The following is a 21560-nucleotide window of genomic DNA, read 5'->3' on the forward strand; positions in this document are numbered from 1 at the left end:
CACGTCTCGCGCGTCTTCATATACGTTGGCTAGCTCAGCCTTGCCGGACGCGAGTGCCTGACCGCTGGAAAACTGAAGCAAGCCAGATCGTTGACGAAAGGTGAGAAATGCTCTCCCATGTTCTTAGTCGTGGCTCATTGGCTGCGGCACTGGCAGGCGTTGCTCTGCTGGCGGTCGTCCCCACGGCTTCCGCAGCTGAAAAATGTAGCGGCTGGGGTCCAGGCGGGCACGCGGTGTCGAGCTTGAAGGTTTGCGCTTCTGTTGCCGACGGCAAGGTCATCGGCAAGGGCTACACCAAGACTGATTCGAATGGTGCAATCGTATGGATTCAGGCTGTTAACGTGTCCACCGGCAAGAAGTACGGCACTCGCATGGGAAAGACTCTTTCCGTGAAGGTGCCGAGCGGTCGCTATCAGGTGGATTTCTACCGTGGCGATGGGAAGGGTGTCATCACGAGCCCTACGGTGAAGGTCTGATCTCGGTTCCTGTTGCGGTGGGTCGTTGGCCGATTGATGGGCAACGACCCACCGCTTGGCTCAAATATATTGCGGTGCGACCGTTCTGGTTTTAAATTATGTCAATTTGTGTGCTCTGGAATGCTGCGCAGCAGTGTCAGTCACTGCCTTCGAGGCTGTCGCCGAGCCGCTTGAGCGCGTCCTGTGTGGACTTGGACGAGGCTTGCGCGTAGATCTTCATCGTGACCGCGATCTGCGCGTGCCGCAGGATGCGCATGATCTGACGCGGGTGCACGTCGAGGTCCACGAGCAGCGTTCCACAGGTCCGGCGGCCATCGTGCACGGTGATTCGCCGAACGCCCGCCCGCTCACACCGGTTCGTCCACGAGCGGTTGAAGTTTCGCGGCTCGATCGGCGTCCCGAGCTTGGTCGTGAAGACCAGGCCCGAGCGCTGCCACTCGTCACCTGCCCGCTTCCGGTCGGCGTCCTGCTGATCCTTGCGCTGACGAAGCACGGCAGCGCTGAAGCCAACCATCGGAAGCGTGTCGTCGGACGCCGCCGTCTTCGTCTCCCGGTGCAGCAACTCCCGGCTGACCCGCTGCAACTGGAGGCCCACGGACAGCTCCCCGCCGTCGAAGTCCACGGCGTCCCAGGTCAGGCCCAGTACCTCGCCGAGGCGCAGGCCGAGCACCAGGACCAGGACGTACGCCGTGTACATCGGGTCGCCTTCGCGCCGGGCCGACTCCAGGAACCGGCGTGCTTCCTCGCTGGTCCACGCCTTGCGCTTCTTCTTGCGAGGTGTCGGGAGGGTGACCAGCGCGGCGACATTCTTGGAGATCACCTCTGTTCGAATCGCGTGCGAGAGCGCTGAGCGGAGGCACGTCCGAATGTCGCTGATGGTTCGCGCTGAGGGGGCTTCCTGACAGCACGAACCAATCGCACAACACCGCCTTTTGATCTTGGAACGTCGGGCGTCTTTGCCCTGCGCGCAGCACTGGCAGATATCCGGAATGCGGTTGAGCCATTGCTGAACGTCACGGACCTGAGGCCGGTCAAGCCGCTTCCCGCCGATCCCCGGATTGATGTAGAGCCGACAGAACAGCTCGTAATTAGCGAGGCGACTACCCGCCGGGCGGCACCCTGCCCAAGCAAGAGGAGATCGCGGCTCAGTACGGCGTGAACATCAACACCGTGCGCAAGGCCGTTGCCGTGCTCGAAGCCGAGGGCTTGGTGACCCCGGTCCGCCGCCGGGGGACTGTCGTGCGCGAGCGGCCCGCCATGAAGAGGCTCTGAGCCGAGCGCTACGCCAAGAGCAAGTGGAAGTTCGGCTTGGTCGCGTTCGCCGCCGATCGCGAGGCATCGGGCCGGGAGTGGAAGCCGGGCGACCAGACCAACACGGTCGGCAAGACCACGGCCGATGCTGAGATCGCCGAGGTGTTGGGTGTTGAGGAAGGTAGCGAGGTCTACGAGCGTTCCCGCCTGGTGAAGGACGGCGAGACCCCGACGCACACGCTCACGAGCTACTACCGACCTGAGCACGTCGAGGGCACGCCGCTCGTGGACCCGACGCCCGGTCCGGCTGGTCGAGGTGGCGGGTTCGCTGTATTGACCATGCGGGGCTTGGAGCCGGATGCGATCACCGAGACCGTGTTCGCGCGGATGCCGAGCCCGGATGAGATCGAGCTGCTGAAGTTGCCCGCAGGGGAGCCGGTGATGGTGCTCAAGCGCCGCACGGTGACCAAGGACGGCGTCCCGGTGGAGTTCGCGCGGGGCGTGCACGCGGCGAGCAGGTTCGCCTGGTCCTACAACTTCCCGATCCCTGACTAGGAGCGCGCGCGATGGGTGAGCGGTTGTCCGCCGAGGTGTTGGCCGACGTCCAGGTGTTGTGGGACTACAACCACATGGGCCACGAGCTGCGCCCGTGCGATGTCGGGATCGGGCTCGGAAGCCGCGATCTCGGCGTCGCCACCCAAGCCGCGGAGCTGTTCCACTCCGGCTACTTCCCGCTGCTCGTCTTCAGTGGTGCAAACGCTCCGACCACGATCGACCGCTTCCCACGCGGGGAAGCCGTGCACTATCGCGAGCACGCTCTTTCCCTTGGCGTGCCCAATGACGCGGTGTTGGTGGAGCCCGCCGCGAAGCACACCGGCGCGAACATCGAGCTGTCCCGTGCCCTGTTGGAGTCGCGCGGTATTCCGGTGCGGTCGGTCATGCTGGTCTCGCGTCCGTACCAACAGCGTCGTGCGTATGCCGCTTGCCGGAAGGTCTGGCCCGAGGTCGAGGTGATCTGCGCTTCGCAGGACATCGGCTTGGTGGATTACTTGGCCGGGATCGGCGACGACGCCCGGGTCATCAACACCATCGTCGCGGACACGCAACCCATCAAGGTCTACGGCAACCAGGGGCATGCCATGCCGCAGGAGATGCCCGCCGAGGTGTGGTCCGCCTATGAGCGCCTGGTCCAGGCTGGATACGACAAGCGCGTCATCCCCAACGTCTAGCCTGGAGCCCGTCTTGACGGACATCGCTCTACGTCTGGCTTCGGGGCAGAGTGCCTCACTCCCACTGTTCCCTTGAAGCGGTCCAGCTTCTCAGTTCATCGGCTCTCTCACGGTCTCCGCGCCGCATGCTGTTAGTGATCGGCTCAGTTCGGTACCTTGAGCTTCTCCAACACCCACAACGCCACCCGGTCTGACGCCTTGCACGGCTGCTCATAGTCCGGATTCGGGCGGTAGGCGCGAGCTCCTGCCCTGTAAGCCACTGACGGCGCGACCCCCACCACGGTTTCACAGTCCCCGGATGGAGTGGTTCGCCCGACCGGCTTCTTATTGTCGGCATGGGCCGCCGGGTAGTCACCGATCTGGGTTTCGGAGAAGTACCCACGGTTGCGGTTGCGGTACGCCCCATCCAGGCCAGCGGAAGAGGTCATCAACGTCACGCTGACAGCGGTGTCGGTGGTCTCGTCTGCTTGCCACAAGCATCGGTTGCCAACGGGGCTGGTATCGACCTTGCCCGGATCACGGGTGATACCGATAGCGGCAAGCTGTTCCCGGGTAAGCACATCGCACGGTCGGGAGAGGAAGCGTTCGAACGACAGGTGGGGTTGGGGAATTGGCGGGGCGACGCTGCTGTCAGGACTCTGGGGCGGCAGGGTCTCCGGCTGGCCCACCATTTGTTGGCTGCACCCCGTGATTGCCAACATCGCTGCCGCAATGACCAGTACCCGAGGACGCATCACATGCCCTTCCGCTTGATGGTGTCACGGTTGCGTTTCTCGGTGTCCTGATACGCCTTCAACGACGCCTTCAACTTCTCAATCAACGTCGTGAGCTGGTCAGTTGCCGCCCTGTTCGCATAGGCGTAGCCACCCGGTTCGTCTCCCAACCTGCGCCGGATAGCCTCCGCAGCGGCGATGCTGTAAGGATCGCCATCAGGCGGCGAGACATAGTCAAGGTCTCGGTGGAGGCTCTGAAGCTCGTACAGCTTTGCGCGGGCGTCTTCCAGGGCTTGGATCAGTCGCGGGGCACGTTCCGGATCAACCGTGTAACCACCACTCGCTGTCCCGCCCCCGATGCTGACCTGTGGGATCTCCGCAACTTCGTACTCCGGGACTTCCCACTGAGCGCCCGACTCCGAGCCAGATCCCGACACAACCCCCACCCCCGACTGCACGAGCTCGCGAAGCCTCGGAACTCTAGCGAAGCTAGCTCACCCCGACACCTCATCGTGCGGGAACAGCCATAGAACGTCACCCAGCAGAACACGGCAGCTCCGCTCAACACCGATCTACATCAAGTCCGCCGAGCGGCAGCCACGACGTCCCTAACCTCGTCAGCCCATCCCACTTGGGTCTGTCGGGCCAGCGTGTTCAGAGTTTCTTTTCTTCATCAAGGCGGCCCCTGCGGGGCCGCTCGGCCGCGTGCTGTTCCCGCGACGCGGAGCCGCCGCCGTGCTGTGTGTCGGTCCACGCCCAAGGCGGCTGCCGCCGCCGGGCGTGGACAGCGAGGCACAACGGCGTCGGCCCGCTGCGGGGGAGCGGCCGAGCGACCCCACAGGAGCAAAGGGGGATGCACTACGAAGTTTCCGGCTGGGTTGAGTCGGGACGATCGCTCGTGTGGCTGAGTTAGCCACGTGGTCGGGGCGATCGGCTGCCGCACCTATGGACAGCTCGACCCCGTGCCGGGATCGACCAGCCCACAGGCTTGCCCTCGAAGTTGTGCTAGCTGGGGCAGCCGCTCCGATCAGTGACACCATCTGTCATATTTCGCTAGATCGATCCGTGGCACCTGGGTGAGCAAGTGCCTCTTAACGAACGTGTCATCAATACCGTGTACTTCTGGTGACACCCGGGGCGTGGGAAGTTCGTGTGGACCAAAGTGGTAGGTATGGAGCAAGATGCCAAGGCGTCACGAAGAGTGGTGGAAGCAGTCCTTAAGCTCCCATTCGGACTGCCCCTTTCTTCTGACTGCTTGGGTTTGTCTTACCCGACTGGAATCGGTGCTGTTCGTATAGAGGTAGCGCTCCCCGCTCTTGGTGCTTGCTCTGGTATTCGGGGGAGGCCCCCGGAACTTGTTGCACCTCAAATCGGCTCAGTTCGTCCTGATGTAGATTGGTCTGAGCATTTTCGTGAATGGCGTCCCTGGGGTCTCGTTGTTAGTTGGCATGAAGATGCTGAAAAGATCACGCCTACGATGGTTTCTGTGACCAGGCTATTGCTCAAGCTGGAGCTAGCTGAGCCTTCCTTGGGGCAAGATCATCGACTGCAGGCCGAAGAGGCCGGGTTGCAGCTTAAGGAAAATCTCGAATCATGGCGGATCAATCTTCGCGATTGGATCGAAGTGGGTACTCGGATCAGCCTCTCGCAAGCTAGTGTTGAGAGGTTTGATGCGCATGATGAACTGCAGTTGTGGTATTCGAATCAAGAGGGTGGGCACACATTACCCCTGGGAAGCGTTATGGGGCCCGCTATCGAGTTGTCATCGGCTGCAGTAAGTAGAGCGTGTTGGCAAAGTGTGCTGGAGAAAGCTCGCATAGGTGAACGTCCTCCAGCTGAGCATTTGTTCTTGAGGGACGCTAGGGTAAATCTGAAGAAGATGGACTTTCGTAGGTCTGTTCTCGACTCTGCTACTGCGACCGAGTTAGCGTTGGTGGGGCTAATTAAAAGAGAGGCTGACGGCTTTCCTGGCGCCTTCGGGTCTGTGATGGTCGATTTCGTTCGAAGTTCTCATGGTGGGATTGCGGGTTACTTGGATTTCCTGAAGAGCCTTGGGGTTCGGCTGTCGGGGCGCATTAAAAGTTGTGTGGCCGGACCAAGAAATTTAGCAATTCATACGGGGGATATGCTGGGACGTGAAATCGCATTGAAAGCGCTGGAGGTCGCATCAGAAGTTGTCGATCTCCTTCATCCCCGCTCCAGCTTGCTGGCCCAGTAGTTGAGCTGAGAAGAGACGAGCTCCTAGCGGGTTGCTGTACAGCAGCGAAGTGCAGCAACCGGGCTGCCCATGGCCGACCTTGGATGCCCTTCGCTGGCTGCTTCACCTCGTCGTTGGCCCTGGTCAACCGGGTGGCGGCTAGTTCGCATCGAGAAGGTCAGGGGCGATTCCCCTCAGCTCCACACCTGTTGAGAGGCCGTCCACAGTAGATGTGGACGGCCTCTCTGCTTGCCTGAGCTGCTTGAGCGCGTCCTGTGTGGACTTGGACGAGGCTTGCGTAGATCTCCATGGGCCGCGGGAGATGCGCGCCGAGGTGTGGGCCGTCCAGGCCGGGTATGACGAGTGCGTCATCCCCAACGTCCAGTCCTAGTGCCTCGTCGCGGCGGGCGTGTTCAGAGCTTTTTCTCTTCAGTTCGGCGGCCCCTGCGGGGGCACTCGGCTGCCGCACTTGTGGACAGCCGCCGCGCGACGCGTCGCCAGGCTGGTGGTCTGGTTGGCTGAGTCGGCTGTATACGCCTAGGGGCGGTCCAGGGGGCTATTCTTGATGCCGCGGCGGTTCCACGTATTGTCAGCAGCTGGGGCAAGATGAGTCTCTGGTGATTTCTCCGGGTGGCTTTCGGTGGGCTGCCTGCATCTTCTATGCGATTTCAACGAGAGCATGCTGCGTCGTCTTCGCCTCACTTTTGAGGCGCTACAGGATGACTGTGCGCAACTGGTTCGCCTGGCGGGGAGAGCTAGGGGGAGTTACTGGCGTTTGCATGCATCAATGTGAGGGTGTTTTGGGTCAGGGGCTGCGGGAGCGGCGGGCAAGACGATCAGTGTTGCCATCTCTGGGACGACGGGGTCAGAGTTGCCGTTGTGAGCGCCTCGCTCGGCGACCAGTATCAGAAGACCAATACGGTACGGCCGGGTGTGCATCGCCGGTGTTGAAACGGGGAGAGGTGTTTGTCATGTTTCCTCGGGGCAACTTCGTGTTCTTCAACGTCGACGGCAACAAGGTCATGGCGTTCACCCCAGTTGGGGTATTTTGCGACGTGCACACGGATTGGTGACGACAAGGGAGACGCTGATGGTGAACAGGCGTGCCGCTTCTCTAGTTATCGCAGCGGCCATCATGGTCGCGATGGTGTCGTGTACCAGTCCGTCAGCTTCGGAAACCAGTTCACCGTCGTCGCCTACTGGCTCATCGGCGCAGTCTCGTTCTCCGCAGGATCCGATCCTGGGAGTGGTCACACCTCCGGATGAGCCGCCCAGGGAATGCCTGTCCTCGGTGGTGCAGCGGAAGAAGAATGTTCCGACGGCGGAGCTGGCCATCGAGGGGCAGCCTGGCGATGTGTTCGCGTATGAGATTTCCAAGAAAGACGGAACCGCTGTCGCGGGAAAGAGTGAACCCTTCGGTGATGTGCAGCGGAGCGCGATCTTCACCACCGGTGTCCGCAACGACGAGATCAAGCTCGTGACGATCTCCGTCACCGGAAGGATCGGCATCCCCGGGAAGTGTGTCATCACCACGATCACCTAGCGCCTGTCCTGCAATTCGTCCCGCTGCCCCGAGGTGGCGCCATCCCCGTGCCCCGGTGTGCGCGTGGGCTGGCCGGCGTGGTCGGGTTTTCGCGTTTTGTCACCTTAATGCTCGAAAGAGCGCTCCCATTTCGCGTTAAGGCTACAAAACGCGAACTGGGGGCACGGGGGTGAGGGGGCCAGGGGGCAGGGGGTCGATTCCCCTCAGCTCCGCCCCTGTTGAAGGCCCCTGGGGGCCTTGACCAGCTGCTGATGGAGTACGTCGCGCTGTTACCCCGGCCGGGAGTCATCCAAAGAGGCGGTGTGGCGCGTGTTGTGGAGGAATCAATGGGCGAGCATTACGCCTGCCCGCATGGCGACGGCATGCTCAGGGTTTCTCATCTTCGGGATGGTCCCGGTGGGGAGTGCCGGAGAGCTTGTTGAGGATCAGGCGGATCTGGTTTCCGTAGCGTTCCTCGAACTCCGGGCTTGTGGGGTCCGAGCCGAACAGGCGCCTCGTGACGTCCGGCATCACGATCGGGGCGCTGATCGCTCCCATCATCATCAGGAGGATCGCCGCCGGGTCCAGGTCGGGGTCCAGTTCCTCGTCGTGCTGGCGTTCGCGGACGTAGGCGAGGTCCTCGTCGATAGGGGACTCGTCCGGGGGGAACTCCTCCGTGGTGAGGCCGCGCCAGACCATCAGGCGGATTCCCCTGGGGTCCGAGAGCGCCTCGTGGAGGTAGCGGACCGCCAGTTCCGCCAGCGGTTGCTCCGGGGTGTTGAAGGTGGCCTCGCGGTCCAGCCAGTCCTGCTGGAGCTCCTTGTACAGGCCCGCCTTGCCACCGAAGTAGTAGTTGATCAGTTGCTTGTTGACGCCGGCACGGGCGGCGATCTCGTGGACGCGTGCGCCCGCGTAGCCCTTCGCCGCGAACTCGTCGAAGGCCGCCGACAGGAGCAGGCGCCGTGACCGGTCCGCGTCCTGGCGGCGTTCGTCTGGGGCGGGCGCTCGCCTCGGTGCAGGCACTCTTCCTCCTCGGATCGGTGCCCGAGGTTATCAGTCAACTATTTGGTTGACTTCATCATCCAGGTGGTTGATGCTCGGGTCATGACGATTCTGGTGACTGGCGCGACCGGCAACGTCGGCCGCAACGTGGTCGAGATGCTGCTGGCCGAGGGCGCTCCGGTGCGGGCGACGAGCCGCGTGCCGGAGACCTCCGGGCTGCCCGCCGAAGCCGATGTCCGCGCGGCCGACCTGACCCGGCCCGAGACCCTCGCGGACGCACTGTCCGGAGTGGACAAGGTCTACCTGTTCCCCGAACCGGAGACGGTCGGCGCTTTCGTGGAGCTGGCGCAGGGCGCGGGAGTGCGGCACGTGGTGCTGCTGTCCTCGTTGTCCGCCAAGGAACCCGGCGCCGAGTCCGACGCGATCGGCAGGCGGCACGTCCTCGTCGAACGCGCGCTCGAAGCGTCCACTATGGACTGGACTTTCGTTCGTCCCGGGGCGTTCGCTGCGAACACGTTGCAGTGGGCGAAGTCCATCCGCGAGGAGGGCGTCGTCCGCGCTCCGTATGCCAACGCCAACATCGCGCCGGTGCACGAGAAGGACATCGCCGCCGTGGCGGTCCGGGCGCTGCTGGACGACGGCCACGCGAAGAAGGCGTACGAGCTGACCGGGCCGGAGTCACTGACGCAGCTGCGGCAGGTCGAGCTCATCGCTGAGGCGGTCGGGCGGCCGGTCCGTTTCGACGAGCTCACTCCGGAGCAGACCCGCGAACAGATGTCGCGGTGGGTGCCGCAGGGGGTTGTCGACTCGCTCCTGGGTTATCTCGCCGAGGCTGAGCAGCGAACCGCTGAGATTTTCGACATCACCGAGAAGATCACCGGCCGGCGCGCACGTACATTTGCCGATTGGGCCGCGGATCATGTGGACGATTTCAGGTAGGGCGAATTTATAGGGGTTCGCTTCGATCTCAACGGTCGCTAGCTTCAGGTTCCTGGAGCGCATCTCCCAATTGACGGGGAGCGCGAAGGGTTGCCTGAGGGGGTAATCATGAGATCGGTTCGATTGGCGTTGCCGGCGGTCGTGGCCGTGGTGGCCGCCGTTGTTGTCGGGCCCGGGACGGCAGTGGCGGCGGCGTGTACGTGGAAGTCCGCGGCGTTGCCACTCCCCGACGGCATTACGCAGGGGCGGGCCACCGCCAGCGACAACGAGGGCGGCTACGCCGGGGTCGCGATGGGCATGCCGGAACGCGTTGTGCTCTGGAAGCCGGGAAAGATCGTTGACTACGGTCGAGTTCCGTTCGCTCCGTACCTGGTCACTGTCGCCGACGTGAACCGCTCCGGCACGATCGTCGGTCATGCCATGCGGGACGTGTACTCGGCGGGAGCTTTCCGTTCCGTCGGAACCCGGATCGAGGCACTGCCCGTTCCCGCCGCCGCTCACGCCTCCCGAGCCGTCGCGGTGAACGATCGCGGCGACATCGTTGGCCAGTACGTGCCGAAGCTGGGTGAGCTGAGCAGGGCCGTGATGTGGCCCGCCGACCGTCCGGGACAGATGGTCGAGCTGACCGGGCTGCCCGCCTCGGAATCTTTGGTGGTGAGCGGGATCGACGAGGACGGCACCGTACTGGTCGAGGCGACGGGGAACGGTGTGTCGACCTCCTACCGGTGGCGGGACGGCGTCGCCATGAAGCTGGTCCCGCCGGTTCCGGCGCAGAGCGTCTTCGCGAACGGGATCTCGGCGGGACGCGTCGTCGGCACGTTGGTTCCGCAGGGGCAGCCCAACGAGCTCCGCGCGGTGCAGTGGGACGCCTCGGGCAACGCGAGCCTGCTGCCCGAGGGGAGAGCCGCGAATAGTGTGAACCGCGATGGACTTGTTGTCGGCGACGGTCAATCGTTCCAGATCGGCGCGCTTGTCTGGCGTGGCGGCAAGGTCGAGGCCAAGCTCCCGAGCAGCCCCCAGCTGTTCGTCGGTTCCATCGGGGACGACGGCGGCATTCCGGCCTACACCCGCCTGAACAGCAAGGACACCCCGGTCGTCTACAGCTGTAGCTAAGCCGCCATTCGCGGGCTTATAGACCTTTTCGAACTCCTTAACGTGTTCATAAGCCCGCGAATGGCCCTGTTTGGACGGTGAGTTTGGCGTTGTGCCAAGCTCAGCGCTTGTGACTGGCAACGCGATGCGGATCACTCCACTCGGTGTCCTGGCGATTTGCGTGCTCTCCGCGGTGGAGGGCGGCATCACCTCGGTCTTCGGGCCGCTCACCGGTTACCTGGACCGCGCGTACGGGGTCGGGCCGGAGGGCGTCGGGATCGCGCTCAGCGTGAAGTTCGCCGGTTCCCTGATCGGCATGCTGCTGACGATCTTCGCCCTGGAGCGCCGCCCGGTGCGCGGCCCCATGGTGATCGCGTCGGTGGTCGGCTGCGCCGGGCTCGTGGTGTGCCTGCTCGGGGTGAGCTGGCCGGTGCTGCTCACCGGGATCTTCCTCGCGGGCGGCGGGTTCGCCGCTGTCACCTTCGGCACGATGCAGGTCCTCGCGCACGCGGCCGGGACGCGCGGCCCCATGCTGCTCAACCTCAGCGGGGCCGTGTTCGGCGCGGGTGCGATGGCCGCCCCGATGCTCGCGGTCCAGCTGCCGGACGCGCGGTTGCCGATGCTGGTCGGCGGCGGACTGGTGCTCGGCCTGATCGGGCTCGTGAGCCTTCAGGGCCTGTCCGGCACGCTGCCGTCAGCGCCACGTGAGGCGGGCGGGTTCGTGCGCGGCATCGGACTCACCCCGGTCGTCGGCGGGTTCGTGCTCGCCTACATCTGCTACATCGGCACCGAGTCCGGCATCGCCGCGTGGCTGCCGACCCACCTTACCGCCGACGGCATGGCGCTGGAGACCGCCGCGACCTTCGCCACCGGGTTCTGGGGCGCGACCATCGTCGGACGCGTGGTCTCCGGTGTGCTCTCGCGGTGGCTGCCGGTGTCGGCGATCCTGCTCGGCAGCGGCGTGCTCATCTGCCTCGCGATCGGGCTGACCACCATCCCCGCGGTGGCCCCGCTGGCGTACGTGCTGGTCGGCGTCGGTGTCGGGCCGGTCTACCCGTGCGGCGTCGCCTGGCTCGCCGAGCTGGAGCCGGGGCGGCCGCGCACCACGTCGTGGCTGCTGATGTCGGCCATGATCGGCGGCGTGGTGTTCCCGCCGCTGGTCGGCTCGACGATCACCGCGTTCGGCACCTCGTCGATCCCGGCCGTGCTCGGCGTGCTGGCGATCGGCTCGGTCGCCTCCTTCGCCGTCGCCGGGCTGGTCATCGCCAGGAGGGCAGCCACAGCTCGGCGTTCCACCGCCACGGCGTGATCGAGTCGCCGACCAGCACCGGCCACAGCCAGGCGAAGTTCGCGACGACCAGCCCGATGTAGAGCGCGACCACGAGCAACCCGGTCCGGCGCCGCTCGAAGCCCGCGCGCGCCTTGCCCAGGATCTCGCCGAGCGCCATGGTCAGGCCCAGCACCAGGAACGGCGCCATCGCGGTGGCGTAGAAGAAGTACATCTGCCGGTCGATGTCGAAGAACCACGGCACCCACGCCGCGCCGTAGCCGACGAGCACCGCCGAGTACCGCCAGTCCAGCCTGCTGACCGCGCGCCACACGGCCCAGCCGAGCATCGGGAACGCCAGCCACCACATCGCGGGCGTGCCGATCAGCATCACCGCGCCGACGCAGTCCTGGCGGCCGCAGCCCATCGCGCCCGCGCCGGACTCGTAGTAGTAGAGCATCGGCCGCAGCCCCATCGGCCAGGACCACGGCTTGGACTCCCACGGGTGCGGGGTCGCCGGCGTGTTCAGTCCGGTGTGGAAGCTGAGCACGTTGCTGTGGAAGTAGAGCAACCCGCGCAGCGAGTCGGGCAGGAACGGCAGGAACGTGTCCACGGTGAGCTTGATCGAGGCGGCCCAGCGGTCGGTGCCGGTCTCGCTGGCGAACCAGGCCCACCAGCAGCCGAAGTAGACCAGCACGGGCGTCAGCGCCAGCGCCCACAGCGCGGGGGCGAGGTCCCTGGCGATGGTGCCGACCCACGGCCTGCGCACTCCGGCCGTGCGGCGCGCGGTCACGTCCCAGACCACGTTGAGGATGCCGAAGGCGACGATGAACCACACGCCCGACCACTTCACGGCGCACGCGAGGCCGACGAACACCCCCGCGGCGAAGCGCCACCAGCGGAAGCCCAGCCGCGGCCCGAGCGGACTGTTGCCAACCCAGCCCTCGTTCATCGCCGCGGTCAGCCGCGCCCGGACCTGGTCGCGGTCCACCAGCAGACAACCGAAGGACGCGACCACGAACAGCGCCAGGAAGATGTCGAGCATGCCCACGCGCGAGGACACGTGGCTCACGCCGTCGGCGATCAGCAGGATCCCGGCGACCGCGCCCAGCATGGTGGAGCGGGTCAGCCTGCGGGCGATCCGGACGATCAGCAGGACGCACAGGGTGCCGAACAGCGCGGCGGTGAACCGCCAGCCCCAGCCGTTGTAGCCGAAGATCCACTCACCGAACGCGATGAGCTGCTTGCCCAGAGGCGGGTGCACCACCAGCTCGTAGCCGGGGTTGTCCTCGTAGCCACCGTTGCGCAGGACCTGCCACGCCTGCGGCACGTAGTGCTTCTCGTCGAAGACCGGTGTGCCCTTGTCGGCGGGGTGGCCCAGGTTCCAGAACCGGACGATCCCACCGATCAGCGCCAGGGTCAGCGCCACCGTCCAGCCGCGGAGCCGGTCGCTCGGCGGCGGTGGACCGAACGGCTGCCACGGCCGTTCCGGCTGCACCTCCACGGGAGGCGTGGCTTCTTCGGCCGACGGCGCCGTCGCGAGACTCATCGGGCGCACACCTCTTTCCGCTGATTCACCCGGCCGATCGTAGACAGGGGCGCGGTGGCGGCGCGCGTACGCCGCGAACTCCGCCGCCCTAGGCTCTACGACCATGCACGCCGAATCGGGATCAGGGCGCTTGGTGCTGGCCGCGACGCCGTTGGGGGACTCCAGAGACGCATCGCCCAGGCTGGTCGCGGCGCTCGCCGAGTCCGAGGTGATCGCCGCCGAGGACACCAGGCGCACCAAGTCGCTCGCCGCCGCACTGGACGTGCGGCCCACCGGCAAGGTTGTCAGCTTCTACGACGCCGTGGAGAACTCGCGGCTGCCGATGCTGCTGGAAGCCCTCCGCGCCGGTTCGACCGTGCTGCTGGTGACCGACGCGGGCATGCCGAGCGTGTCCGATCCCGGCTACCGGCTGGTCGCGGCGTGCGCGGCCGAGGGCATCACGGTGACGTGCCTGCCCGGCCCTTCCGCGGTGACCACGGCGCTGGCCGTGTCCGGGCTGCCGTGCGAGCGCTTCTGCTTCGAGGGGTTCCCGCCGCGCAAGCCCGGTGACCGGCGGCGTTGGCTGACCGCCTTGCGCACCGAGCAGCGGGCGGCGGTGTTCTTCGAGGCGCCGCACCGGCTCGCCGCCACCCTCGCCGACGCGGCCGAGGTGCTCGGCGCGGACCGGCAGGCGGCCGTGTGCCGCGAGCTGACCAAGCAGTACGAGGAGGTCCGGCGCGGCGGTCTCGGTGAGCTGGCCGCCTGGGCTGAGGAAGGCGTGCGCGGGGAGATCACTGTCGTGCTCGCCGGTGTGTCGGCGGACGAGTCGGCGGTGACCGACGTGCGCGGCCTGGTGCCGGTCGTCGAGGAGCGCGTCGCCGCCGGAGAGCGGCTGAAGGAGGCGACCGCGGCCGTGGCCGCCTCCTCGGGGATCAGCCGGAAGGCGCTCTACGACGCCGTTCTCGCGGAACGGTCCGCGTCGAGCGGCTGAGCGGCTACAGGCACGCCTGCCGGAGCGCGTCGAGCTGCTTCACCTTGGTCTCGACCCACTTCGGCAGGTTGGCGGCGTCCTCGACGCGCTGCTTGGCCATCTCCACGTAGGAGTTGCCCAGCGTGGTGATGGCGCCGCTGACGTTGCCGTCGTTGACGTTCTTGGCCAGCTCGTGCAGCTTGTTGCCGGTTTCCTGGGTCTCCTTCTGCGCCTTCTCGCCATCGGCGGGGTCCGGGGTGAAGGCCGCGAGGGACAGCGCCTGAGTGCAGACCTGCGCCTTGGAGCTTGCCTCCTGGATCTGCGAGCACGCGCCGAGCGCGGCCATCAGGGGCAGAGCGAGCACGGCGATCGCCAGGCGACGCGTCGTGGGCATGGGGCTCCTCCTCGGGACGTTGTTCTCCTTTCAGAGGTTATTCACAAATCGCCCACAGCGTCAGCCGCGGACGTACGTTTGTACAAACGCCTGATCACCTCGTCGATCTCCGGCTCCGCCACGGACACGTCGTGCACCGCGACCCGGGCGACGACCGCCGAGATCAGCGCCGCCGCCGTGGTCTCGGCGCGGCCGAACACCAGGTGCTGGCGCAGACCGCCCAGCTCCGTGCGCACCTCGCGGACCCCGGGCAGCCCGTCCAACGGCGCGTGCGGCTCGACCAGGTCGACGACCAGGGTCCGTTCGGTCACCACCTCCGCGCGGAGCTCGGCCAGCGGCCCGTCGGCCAGCACCCGCCCGTGGTCGATCACCATCAGCCGCCCGCACAGCCGCTCGATGTCGTCCAGGTCGTGCGTGGTCAGCAGCAACGTGGTCCCGCGCTGGTTGAGATCGGCGAGGAAGGACCGCAGCCGCTCCTTGGACTCCAGGTCCAGCCCGATGGTCGGCTCGTCCAGCACCAGCAGCTCCGGATCGTGCAGCAGCGCCGCGGTGACCTCGCCGCGCATCCGCTGGCCGAGGGAGAGCTGCCGCACCGGTGTGGCCAGGAACGGTGTGAGCTCAAGCAGCTCAACGCACTCGTCCAGCCGTTTGCGGTGGTCCTCCCGCGGCACGCGGTAGATCGAGCGCAGCAGTTCGAAGCTCTCCGACAGCGGCAGGTCCCACCACAGCTGGCTGCGCTGGCCGAAGACCACTCCGATCCGCGAGGCGAGCGCGCGCCGTTGCCGGGCCGGGTCCAGGCCGCACACCGTCGCGCTGCCGGAGGACGGCGTCAGGATTCCGGTCAGCATCTTGATCGTCGTGGACTTGCCCGCGCCGTTCGGCCCGACGTAGCCGACCGCTTCGCCCCGGTTCACCGTGAAGTCCACCGAGTCGACCGCGACCACCTCGGTGCGCCTCCTGCGCAGCAGTCCGGCCCGGTGGGAGAGGTGGAAGCTCCGGCGGAGCCGGTCCGCAACGATGAGCGCGCTCATGATCCAGTTCCTTGGTAGTGGCGGATGGCGAAGCGCCAGACCAGACCGGCGACCCCGGCGGCGGCGAGTGCGGCGAGTGGCGCGCACCAGCCGAGGAAGGCCGGTGCGCCAAGGGGATCAGGCCGGTCCAGCAGAGCGAGGGCGGGGTAGTAGGCGACGAACGCTCCGGGGATGACGAACGCCAGCAACCGCCGCAGCCAGGACGGGTACACGGTGATCGGGTACGAGGTGAACATGTTGCTGCCGTAGGTGACCGTGTTGGCCAGCTCGCGTCCGTCGACGATCCAGAAGCACACCGAGCACGCGACGACCCACACCGACCCGAAGATCACGGCGCCGACGAGCGGAGCGGTGAACGCCAGCAGCAGCTTGGGAAAGCTCCATGCTATGTCCGAAGTGGACAGTACGGTGACGAGCACCGCGAGGCCCGTCGCCACCCGGCCGACCCTGCGCAGCTGGATGTCGCCCGTGGCGATCTGGGCGAGCGGGCTCAACGGGCGCAGCAGCATGACGTCGAGCTGGCCGGTGCGGATCAGCCTCGGCAGGTCGTCGAGCTGGCCGATGACCAGGTCGGCGATGCCGAAGGCGACTCCGGCGATGCCGTACATGATCAGGACCTCGTGCGCGGCGAACCCGCCGAGCTCCTCGGTGCGCCCGAACAGCACGAGGATGGCGACGAGCTCCCCGCCCTGGCCGAGCATCTGCGCCACGAAGTCCAGCACGAAGGACGTCCGGTACGACAGCTGTGCGCGAAACCGTGAGGCGAGGACGTTGAGGTAGACGCGGTCACCCACCCTGGACCACCAGCTTCCGTTCCGCGGCGCGGAGAGCGAACTGCCCGACGGCGAGGATCATGACCGTCCACAGTGTCTGGTGGGCGAGCAGGAGGAAGGGGTCACCGCGTTCGACGAAAACGTCGATGGTGTTCTGCAGCAAGGAAGGGAACGGCGTCCACCACAACGCGGCCTGCGCCCAGTCGGGGAAGAACGCCAGTGGAACGGTCAGTCCGGAGACGATTCCGCCCAGAATCCCGTACATCGCCTGCACCCCTCGCGCGTCCAGCAGCCAGAACGCGCTGAGGCTCAACAGGAACCGCATGGCGAAGCTCATGGTGACGGCGAGGACGACGCTCAGCCCGAACAACGCCCACGTCGATGCTCGTTGCGGCCAGTGCAGGTCGAACAACAGCGCACCGATCGTCATCGGCGGGACGAACCTGATCAGCATCGCGAAGCCCGCGCGCCCGTAGTCCTCGGCGAGCAGCGCCAACTGGAGGTTCCACGGCCGGGAGAGGTCGATGGCGACGTCTCCGCTGCGGACGCGCTCGGTGAGCTCGTGGCCGCCCCAGAGCAGGATGACACCGAGCAGCCCCTGGCCGAGCCACACGTAGCTGGCGATCCGCCCGGAGTCGTAGCCCGCGACCTCGCTCTGGGAGCCGAGCACGCCGAGCAGGACCGCGATGCGCATGAGTCCGAACGCGGAGTTGGTGGTCAGGGCCGCGAGCGCGGCCGAACGGTAGGTGGAGTAGCGACGGAATCCGGCGACGGCGAGGTGTGGATAACACCCGAGCAACCCACGCACGAAGATCGACGATATCCGCCTCCGCAACTCCCTTTTTGGACGATCGGTCCCGCACCGTCCACGGGTCTCCGCTTTGTGGCACCAACTCGCGTCTCCGCTCGCGACGTGGTGCCGCAGCGCTCGCGACGAGGGCAGCAACGCTCGCGTAGAGGTGCCGCAGCGTGAGGTGGGCGGGCGAGGGTGGCTTTCGCCCGTCCCTGGGGATCCCCCATTTCAAGCATCGCCGCTCGCTTCGGCGTGCCACAAGCCGCAGGTGGTGTGCGGGCGGATCCCCACTCATCGCCGTTTCCACCTGACAGCTGCGTGACGTGGAGAAGTCGCGCGAGCCCTGCGAAACGGTTCGGCATTCGGCTCAGGCGACGACGACCTGGTGGGGGCCGCCGTAGATGATCCTGCTCGGATTGTCGGACTCCACCCGGACCCAGCCGATGCCGTGCGCGTCGAGGATCGCCAGGTACCCGGTGACCCGTTCGATCAGATGTACTGCGGAAGACTTGAGCCAGGCCGCAGCGCCGGGGTGGAGCTCCCGGTCGTACACCGAGGGGTCGACGTCCCGGGATCGGTCAGGTTCGCGTGGTACCACGCGTTGGTGACGCGGCGGAACCGCTCTTGGTCCTCGGTGAGCCGCCCTCCCCGGCGAGGCCGTTCACCAGGCCGAAAATCCCGGGTGCCGACCACGACGGTTGCGGTTGACCCCCTGAAATCGCACATATCGATCGTTTCCCACGGCCCGAGCGTTCCAGCCGTGCCGAGCCGGGTCAGCTGAAGGCTGGTGGTGCGGCGAGGCCGTGTCCTGCGAGTGGTGGCGCCACCTCACCGCCCCCGGCGCCCAACACACGTGCCCCGGTTCGCGTTTTGGAGTCTTAGCGCGAAATGGGAGCGCTCCTTTGCGCATTTAGGTGACAAAACGCGAAATCCTGATCACGTCAGCCAGTCAACGCGCGCACTGCGGTGTGGAGTCGGCGGGCCAACTCGGGCGGCTAGCGACTCCTTCAGTGCACGGCTGCTTCGAGGACGATCTTGCCGGTCGCTTGGCCCGTGGTGAGCAGCGTCAGGGCTTGGGCGGCTTCGGTCAGCGGGAGGCGGCGGTCGATGTGCGGGGTCAGCTCGCCCGTCGACACCAGGCGCAGGACCTCGGTCAGCGCCTTCGCGAACCCGGGCCCCGGCTTGACGTAGTACATCGCCGCCTTGCGGCCACGGGTCAGCCCGAACAACCGCCTCAGCTGCCACCACGCCAGTCGGCGGACCGTGCCCACGTACGGCCGCAGCGGGTGGCCCTCGTCCAGCAACGTGCCCGCCGAGCCGTAGTTGGCCAGCACACCACCCGGAGCGAGCAGGCCCCACGACTCGTCGAGGCTCTTGCCGCCCACGTGGTCGAAGACCGCGTCCACCCCGTTCGGCGCCAGTGCGCGCACTTCGGCCGCGACGTTGCCCTTGCGGTAGTCGATCGGTTCCGCGCCCAGTGAGCGCAGCAGGTCGTGCTTGGCCGCCGAGGCCGTGCCGATGACCCGTGCTCCCGCCAGCCGGGCGAGCTGGACGAGCAGGCTGCCGACGCCACCGGCGGCTCCGTGCACCAGGACCGTCTGGCCGGGCCGGACGCGGGCGGTCTCGTGCAGCATCTGCCAGGCGGTCACGCCGTTCATCGCCACCGCGGCCGCGACGCCGGGGTCGACGTCGTCGGCGATCGGGACCGCGATCTTCGCCGGGATCACCACCTGGTCCCGCCAGGCCCCGGTTCTGGTCAGCGCGACCACCCGCTGGCCCGGCCGGAAGCCTTCACCCTCGACCACCCTGCCAACCAGGTCGTAGCCGGGCACGAACGGGAACCCGGGCTGCATCGGGTAGCGGCCGCGCAGCATCTGCACCTCGGCGAAGCTGGCGCCGCTGGCCTCCGTGCGGACCAGGACCTCGCCCTTGCCGGGGCGGGGCGCCTTCCGGTCGTCCACGCGCAGCATCTCCGGGCCGCCCTTGCCGGTGAGCACGATCTCCATGGTCCACTCCAGTGATTGGTTGTTACTTACGTTAGAAGCTCTAACAAGAGCTTGAACCTGTTAGGGTCGTCGTGTCAAGAGAGGGGCCGAAGTGGACCGCAGGCAGCGCTACCGCGAGCAGACCAGGGACGAGGCCAAGCGCATCGCGCTGGAGCAGCTGGCCGAGGCCGGGCCGGGCGGGATCTCGGTCAACGCCATCGCCAAGCGGATGGGTGTCACCGGGCCCGCGCTCTACCGGTACTTCGCCAACCGGGACGCGCTGCTCACCGACCTGATCTTCGACGCGTACGGCGACCTCGCCGACGCCATGGAAGCCGCGGTCGCGGGCAGTCAGCGCTCCGGCCACGCCACGCAGATGCGCGCGGTCGCCACTGCCATGCGGGACTGGGCGGTCGCGCAGCCGCACCGGTACCTGCTGCTCTTCGGCACCCCGGTGCCCGGCTACCACGCTCCGGCCGAGACGATCGCCGCCGCGCACCGCACTATGGCCGCCGTGCTCGCGACGGTGGGGGAGGACGCCGAGCCCGCGAGCCGGCGCACCGCGCTCTACCGCCAGCTCGGCGCGTGGGGCGACAAGATGCAGACCGGCGACCTGACGCCCAAGCAGCTGCACTGGGGGGTCGTGATGTGGGTCCGCCTGCACGGCGTGATCAGCCTGGAGGTCACCAACCAGTTCGGACCGACCGGAGTCGACCCGGAGCTGGTCTTCAAGGCCGAGGTGGAGTCGCTAGTCGTGTGGGGGGAGCGCGGCTAGCACCCGCGAGCCCGTGTCGTACAGCGCGACCAGCAGCGGCCGCAGCTCCAAGCCCGCTTCGGTCAGCCGGTAGCTCGTGCGCACGGGGAAGCCGGGCAGCCGGTCCTTGGCCACCAGGCCCTGGTCCAGCAGCTCGCCGAGCCGCTCGGTCAGCACCTTCGCGGTCAGCGTCGGCAGCCGTGCGCGCAGCTCGCCGAACGAGCACGGCCCGTGCATGAGCTCGCGCAGCACCAGCGTCGCCCACCGCCCGGAGACCGCCGCGAGCGCGACCTCGACCGGGCAGTCCGGCTCCGGCCTGCTGGTGCGGCCACGCGTGTCCGGAACGAGCTCGCCGTCCCACACCCGGCCGTCGGTTTCCGCTTGGTGACCGACGGAAAGCCCCGCTTTGCTGGTGCCATGAGTACCCACCACGACCACAGTGTGCGCCTTCCCGAGCAGTTCCAGGACGCGTTCAACACCGGATGCAGCGACGCGGTCGAGGCCGTCTACGAACCCGGCGGCGTGTTCGTGGACGGTCCCGGCAACCCGGTCACCGGCCTGGAACGCAGGCGCGCCAACGAGAAGATGCTCGAACTCGGCGCACCGATCACGGTCACTCCTCGGCACACCTACGTCGCGGACGACATCGCGCTGCTGATCGTCGACTGGGCGATCGGCGACGTCACCGGCACCGCCACCGACGTCGCCCGTCGCGGACCCGACGGGACCTGGCGATATGTCATCGACAACCCGTTCGGGACCGCGTGATCACTGCTTCGCCACACCGTCGACGACCGTGGTGTCCCACGGCAGCAGGTCGACGCCGAGCCACGGCAGCGCGCCGGTGCTCTGCAGGGCGGCGATGGAGAACCACAGCGCCAGCAGGCTGATCACGGGCAGGACCACCATGTTCTCGACCTTGCCCCCGGTCTTCATCCGCATGATCTTCGGCGGTGCCACCGGGAACCAGGTCTTGCCCGCGATCGGCACCGGCCACAGCATCGGACAGCCCATCTCGGTGATCGCGTCGCCGATGAAGTGCGCGACGCAGCCGATCGTCACGGCGAGCCCGCAGGCGCCCGCCAGCTCCGGTGAGCCGTTCACCCACTGCCAGCAGAGGAACGACAGCCCCGCCGAGGTCAGCGTGATCGCCAGTGCGTCGCGCTTCGGGCACCACTCGTGCAGCAGGCCGCGCACGGCGAGGCCGCAGAAGAAGAACATCACGAACGGCAGCGCGTAGGTGTTGCTGAGCTGGATCAGCGCGGTGGTCGCGATCCCGGCGAGGACGGCGAAGACGATGGTGTGGGTGAAGCCGCGGTGCCCGCCGTGCCGGTTGGAGTCCTTCTTGGTGCGGGTACCGCGGTAGATCTTGTGGCTGACCCAGTTGATCGAGCCGGACATGGCCTTGCTGATCGGGCCGAAGGTGCGCGCCACGGTCGAGCTCGGGTGGTCCAGGTCGGGCAGCAGCGCGGCCCCGGTCGCGAGCGCCCCGCCGACCACCAGCGCGGGCGGGGTGAAGTCACCGAAGTCGTACGCGGCGCCCAGCACCGCGACGCCTCCCCACGCGGCCAGCCCGCTGATGGCGTGCGTCGGCCCCATCGACATCTCGTGCCCCCAAAGATCGTCCGGCTGCGGCCGTGAGGT

24 protein-coding genes and 1 pseudogene are annotated in these 21560 nt (G+C 66.9%); 12 read left to right on the forward strand and 13 right to left on the reverse strand.

Features of this window, described 5'->3' with window-relative positions:
• Window positions 1-107: 107 nt before the first annotated feature.
• Window positions 108-476 carry a hypothetical protein gene (locus tag ACFFQA_RS11780; protein WP_377851815.1) on the forward strand — a complete coding sequence of 123 codons (369 nt, stop codon included), beginning with the start codon at window positions 108-110 and terminating at the stop codon, window positions 474-476.
• A 136-nt stretch (window positions 477-612) separates the two neighbouring features.
• Here the strand turns inward: ACFFQA_RS11780 and ACFFQA_RS11785 are convergent, their stop codons facing one another.
• A complete protein-coding gene (locus ACFFQA_RS11785; protein WP_377851816.1) occupies window positions 613-1296 on the reverse strand; it encodes a tyrosine-type recombinase/integrase in 684 nt (227 codons plus the stop codon).
• Between the two features lie 287 nt (window positions 1297-1583).
• Here ACFFQA_RS11785 and ACFFQA_RS11790 point away from each other — a divergent pair.
• The 3 genes and pseudogenes from ACFFQA_RS11790 to ACFFQA_RS11800 all read left to right on the forward strand — a co-directional run.
• A pseudogene (locus ACFFQA_RS11790) lies at window positions 1584-1748 on the forward strand (winged helix-turn-helix domain-containing protein); the annotation flags it as partial.
• A 36-nt stretch (window positions 1749-1784) separates the two neighbouring features.
• Complete coding sequence (locus tag ACFFQA_RS11795) at window positions 1785-2282, forward strand: GntR family transcriptional regulator (RefSeq protein ID WP_377851817.1); 498 nt, start codon at window positions 1785-1787, stop codon at window positions 2280-2282.
• Window positions 2283-2293: 11 nt separating this feature from the next.
• The gene (locus tag ACFFQA_RS11800; protein WP_377851818.1) at window positions 2294-2956 is read left to right on the forward strand and encodes a YdcF family protein; all 663 of its coding nucleotides are present in this window, start codon (window positions 2294-2296) and stop codon (window positions 2954-2956) included.
• Between the two features lie 143 nt (window positions 2957-3099).
• Here ACFFQA_RS11800 and ACFFQA_RS11805 read toward each other — a convergent pair whose 3' ends face one another.
• Together ACFFQA_RS11805 and ACFFQA_RS11810 are read right to left on the reverse strand one after the other, a co-directional pair.
• Window positions 3100-3690: a DUF3558 domain-containing protein gene (locus ACFFQA_RS11805; protein WP_377851819.1), complete on the reverse strand. Its 591-nt coding sequence runs from the start codon at window positions 3688-3690 to the stop codon at window positions 3100-3102.
• A complete protein-coding gene (locus ACFFQA_RS11810) occupies window positions 3690-4115 on the reverse strand; it encodes a hypothetical protein (RefSeq protein ID WP_377851820.1) in 426 nt (141 codons plus the stop codon). Before ACFFQA_RS11810 ends, ACFFQA_RS11805 begins: the two co-directional genes overlap by 1 nt.
• A gap of 1040 nt (window positions 4116-5155) precedes the next feature.
• Between ACFFQA_RS11810 and ACFFQA_RS11815 the strand changes: the two genes are divergently transcribed.
• Both ACFFQA_RS11815 and ACFFQA_RS11820 read left to right on the forward strand, forming a co-directional pair.
• The gene (locus tag ACFFQA_RS11815) at window positions 5156-5887 is read left to right on the forward strand and encodes a hypothetical protein (protein ID WP_377851821.1); all 732 of its coding nucleotides are present in this window, start codon (window positions 5156-5158) and stop codon (window positions 5885-5887) included.
• A gap of 1069 nt (window positions 5888-6956) precedes the next feature.
• Complete coding sequence (locus ACFFQA_RS11820; RefSeq protein ID WP_377851822.1) at window positions 6957-7409, forward strand: hypothetical protein; 453 nt, start codon at window positions 6957-6959, stop codon at window positions 7407-7409.
• Window positions 7410-7775: 366 nt separating this feature from the next.
• Here the strand turns inward: ACFFQA_RS11820 and ACFFQA_RS11825 are convergent, their stop codons facing one another.
• Complete coding sequence (locus ACFFQA_RS11825; RefSeq protein ID WP_377851823.1) at window positions 7776-8411, reverse strand: TetR/AcrR family transcriptional regulator; 636 nt, start codon at window positions 8409-8411, stop codon at window positions 7776-7778.
• 81 nt (window positions 8412-8492) lie between these two features.
• Here ACFFQA_RS11825 and ACFFQA_RS11830 point away from each other — a divergent pair, with 81 nt between their 5' ends.
• The 3 genes from ACFFQA_RS11830 (at window position 8493) to ACFFQA_RS11840 (ending at window position 11730) form a co-directional block, all read left to right on the forward strand.
• Window positions 8493-9329, forward strand: coding sequence for an NAD(P)H-binding protein (locus ACFFQA_RS11830; RefSeq protein ID WP_377851824.1), 837 nt, complete (start codon window positions 8493-8495; stop codon window positions 9327-9329).
• A 108-nt stretch (window positions 9330-9437) separates the two neighbouring features.
• Window positions 9438-10442 (forward strand): hypothetical protein, encoded by a 1005-nt coding sequence (locus ACFFQA_RS11835; protein ID WP_377851825.1) that lies wholly within the window; start codon window positions 9438-9440, stop codon window positions 10440-10442.
• 109 nt (window positions 10443-10551) lie between these two features.
• A complete protein-coding gene (locus ACFFQA_RS11840; RefSeq protein ID WP_377851826.1) occupies window positions 10552-11730 on the forward strand; it encodes an MFS transporter in 1179 nt (392 codons plus the stop codon).
• On the opposite strand, the gene ACFFQA_RS11845 is transcribed toward ACFFQA_RS11840, so the two are convergent.
• A complete protein-coding gene (locus ACFFQA_RS11845; protein ID WP_377851827.1) occupies window positions 11681-13237 on the reverse strand; it encodes a dolichyl-phosphate-mannose--protein mannosyltransferase in 1557 nt (518 codons plus the stop codon). The genes ACFFQA_RS11840 and ACFFQA_RS11845 overlap by 50 nt on opposite strands.
• Window positions 13238-13340: 103 nt before the next feature.
• Between ACFFQA_RS11845 and rsmI the strand changes: the two genes are divergently transcribed.
• Complete coding sequence (rsmI, locus tag ACFFQA_RS11850) at window positions 13341-14207, forward strand: 16S rRNA (cytidine(1402)-2'-O)-methyltransferase (RefSeq protein ID WP_377851828.1); 867 nt, start codon at window positions 13341-13343, stop codon at window positions 14205-14207.
• A gap of 4 nt (window positions 14208-14211) precedes the next feature.
• Here the strand turns inward: rsmI and ACFFQA_RS11855 are convergent, their stop codons facing one another.
• From ACFFQA_RS11855 to ACFFQA_RS11880, 6 genes are all read right to left on the reverse strand, one after another.
• Window positions 14212-14580, reverse strand: a complete 369-nt coding sequence (locus ACFFQA_RS11855) for a DUF8711 family protein (RefSeq protein ID WP_377851829.1) — start codon at window positions 14578-14580, stop codon at window positions 14212-14214.
• Between the two features lie 41 nt (window positions 14581-14621).
• The gene (locus ACFFQA_RS11860; protein ID WP_377851830.1) at window positions 14622-15611 is read right to left on the reverse strand and encodes an ABC transporter ATP-binding protein; all 990 of its coding nucleotides are present in this window, start codon (window positions 15609-15611) and stop codon (window positions 14622-14624) included.
• Window positions 15608-16405 (reverse strand): ABC transporter permease, encoded by a 798-nt coding sequence (locus tag ACFFQA_RS11865; protein ID WP_377851831.1) that lies wholly within the window; start codon window positions 16403-16405, stop codon window positions 15608-15610. Before ACFFQA_RS11865 ends, ACFFQA_RS11860 begins: the two co-directional genes overlap by 4 nt.
• Window positions 16398-17192: an ABC transporter permease gene (locus ACFFQA_RS11870; protein ID WP_377851832.1), complete on the reverse strand. Its 795-nt coding sequence runs from the start codon at window positions 17190-17192 to the stop codon at window positions 16398-16400. Before ACFFQA_RS11870 ends, ACFFQA_RS11865 begins: the two co-directional genes overlap by 8 nt.
• Before the next feature lie 352 nt (window positions 17193-17544).
• A complete protein-coding gene (locus tag ACFFQA_RS11875; RefSeq protein WP_377851833.1) occupies window positions 17545-17730 on the reverse strand; it encodes a hypothetical protein in 186 nt (61 codons plus the stop codon).
• A 454-nt stretch (window positions 17731-18184) separates the two neighbouring features.
• On the reverse strand, window positions 18185-19183 hold the full coding sequence (locus ACFFQA_RS11880; protein ID WP_377851834.1) for a medium chain dehydrogenase/reductase family protein: 999 nt from the start codon (window positions 19181-19183) through the stop codon (window positions 18185-18187).
• 91 nt (window positions 19184-19274) lie between these two features.
• Between ACFFQA_RS11880 and ACFFQA_RS11885 the strand changes: the two genes are divergently transcribed.
• Window positions 19275-19937, forward strand: coding sequence for a TetR/AcrR family transcriptional regulator (locus ACFFQA_RS11885; RefSeq protein ID WP_377851835.1), 663 nt, complete (start codon window positions 19275-19277; stop codon window positions 19935-19937).
• On the opposite strand, the gene ACFFQA_RS11890 is transcribed toward ACFFQA_RS11885, so the two are convergent.
• Window positions 19911-20348: a winged helix-turn-helix transcriptional regulator gene (locus ACFFQA_RS11890; RefSeq protein WP_377851836.1), complete on the reverse strand. Its 438-nt coding sequence runs from the start codon at window positions 20346-20348 to the stop codon at window positions 19911-19913. The two genes, ACFFQA_RS11885 and ACFFQA_RS11890, sit on opposite strands and share 27 nt — an antisense overlap.
• Here ACFFQA_RS11890 and ACFFQA_RS11895 point away from each other — a divergent pair.
• A complete protein-coding gene (locus tag ACFFQA_RS11895) occupies window positions 20334-20684 on the forward strand; it encodes a YybH family protein (RefSeq protein ID WP_377851837.1) in 351 nt (116 codons plus the stop codon). The genes ACFFQA_RS11890 and ACFFQA_RS11895 overlap by 15 nt on opposite strands.
• On the opposite strand, the gene ACFFQA_RS11900 is transcribed toward ACFFQA_RS11895, so the two are convergent.
• Window positions 20685-21515 carry a metal-dependent hydrolase gene (locus tag ACFFQA_RS11900; RefSeq protein ID WP_377851838.1) on the reverse strand — a complete coding sequence of 277 codons (831 nt, stop codon included), beginning with the start codon at window positions 21513-21515 and terminating at the stop codon, window positions 20685-20687. It lies immediately after the preceding gene.
• Between the last annotated feature and the right edge of the window lie 45 nt (window positions 21516-21560).

Source organism: Allokutzneria oryzae, from assembly GCF_042429765.1.
Lineage (GTDB): Bacteria > Actinomycetota > Actinomycetes > Mycobacteriales > Pseudonocardiaceae > Allokutzneria > Allokutzneria oryzae.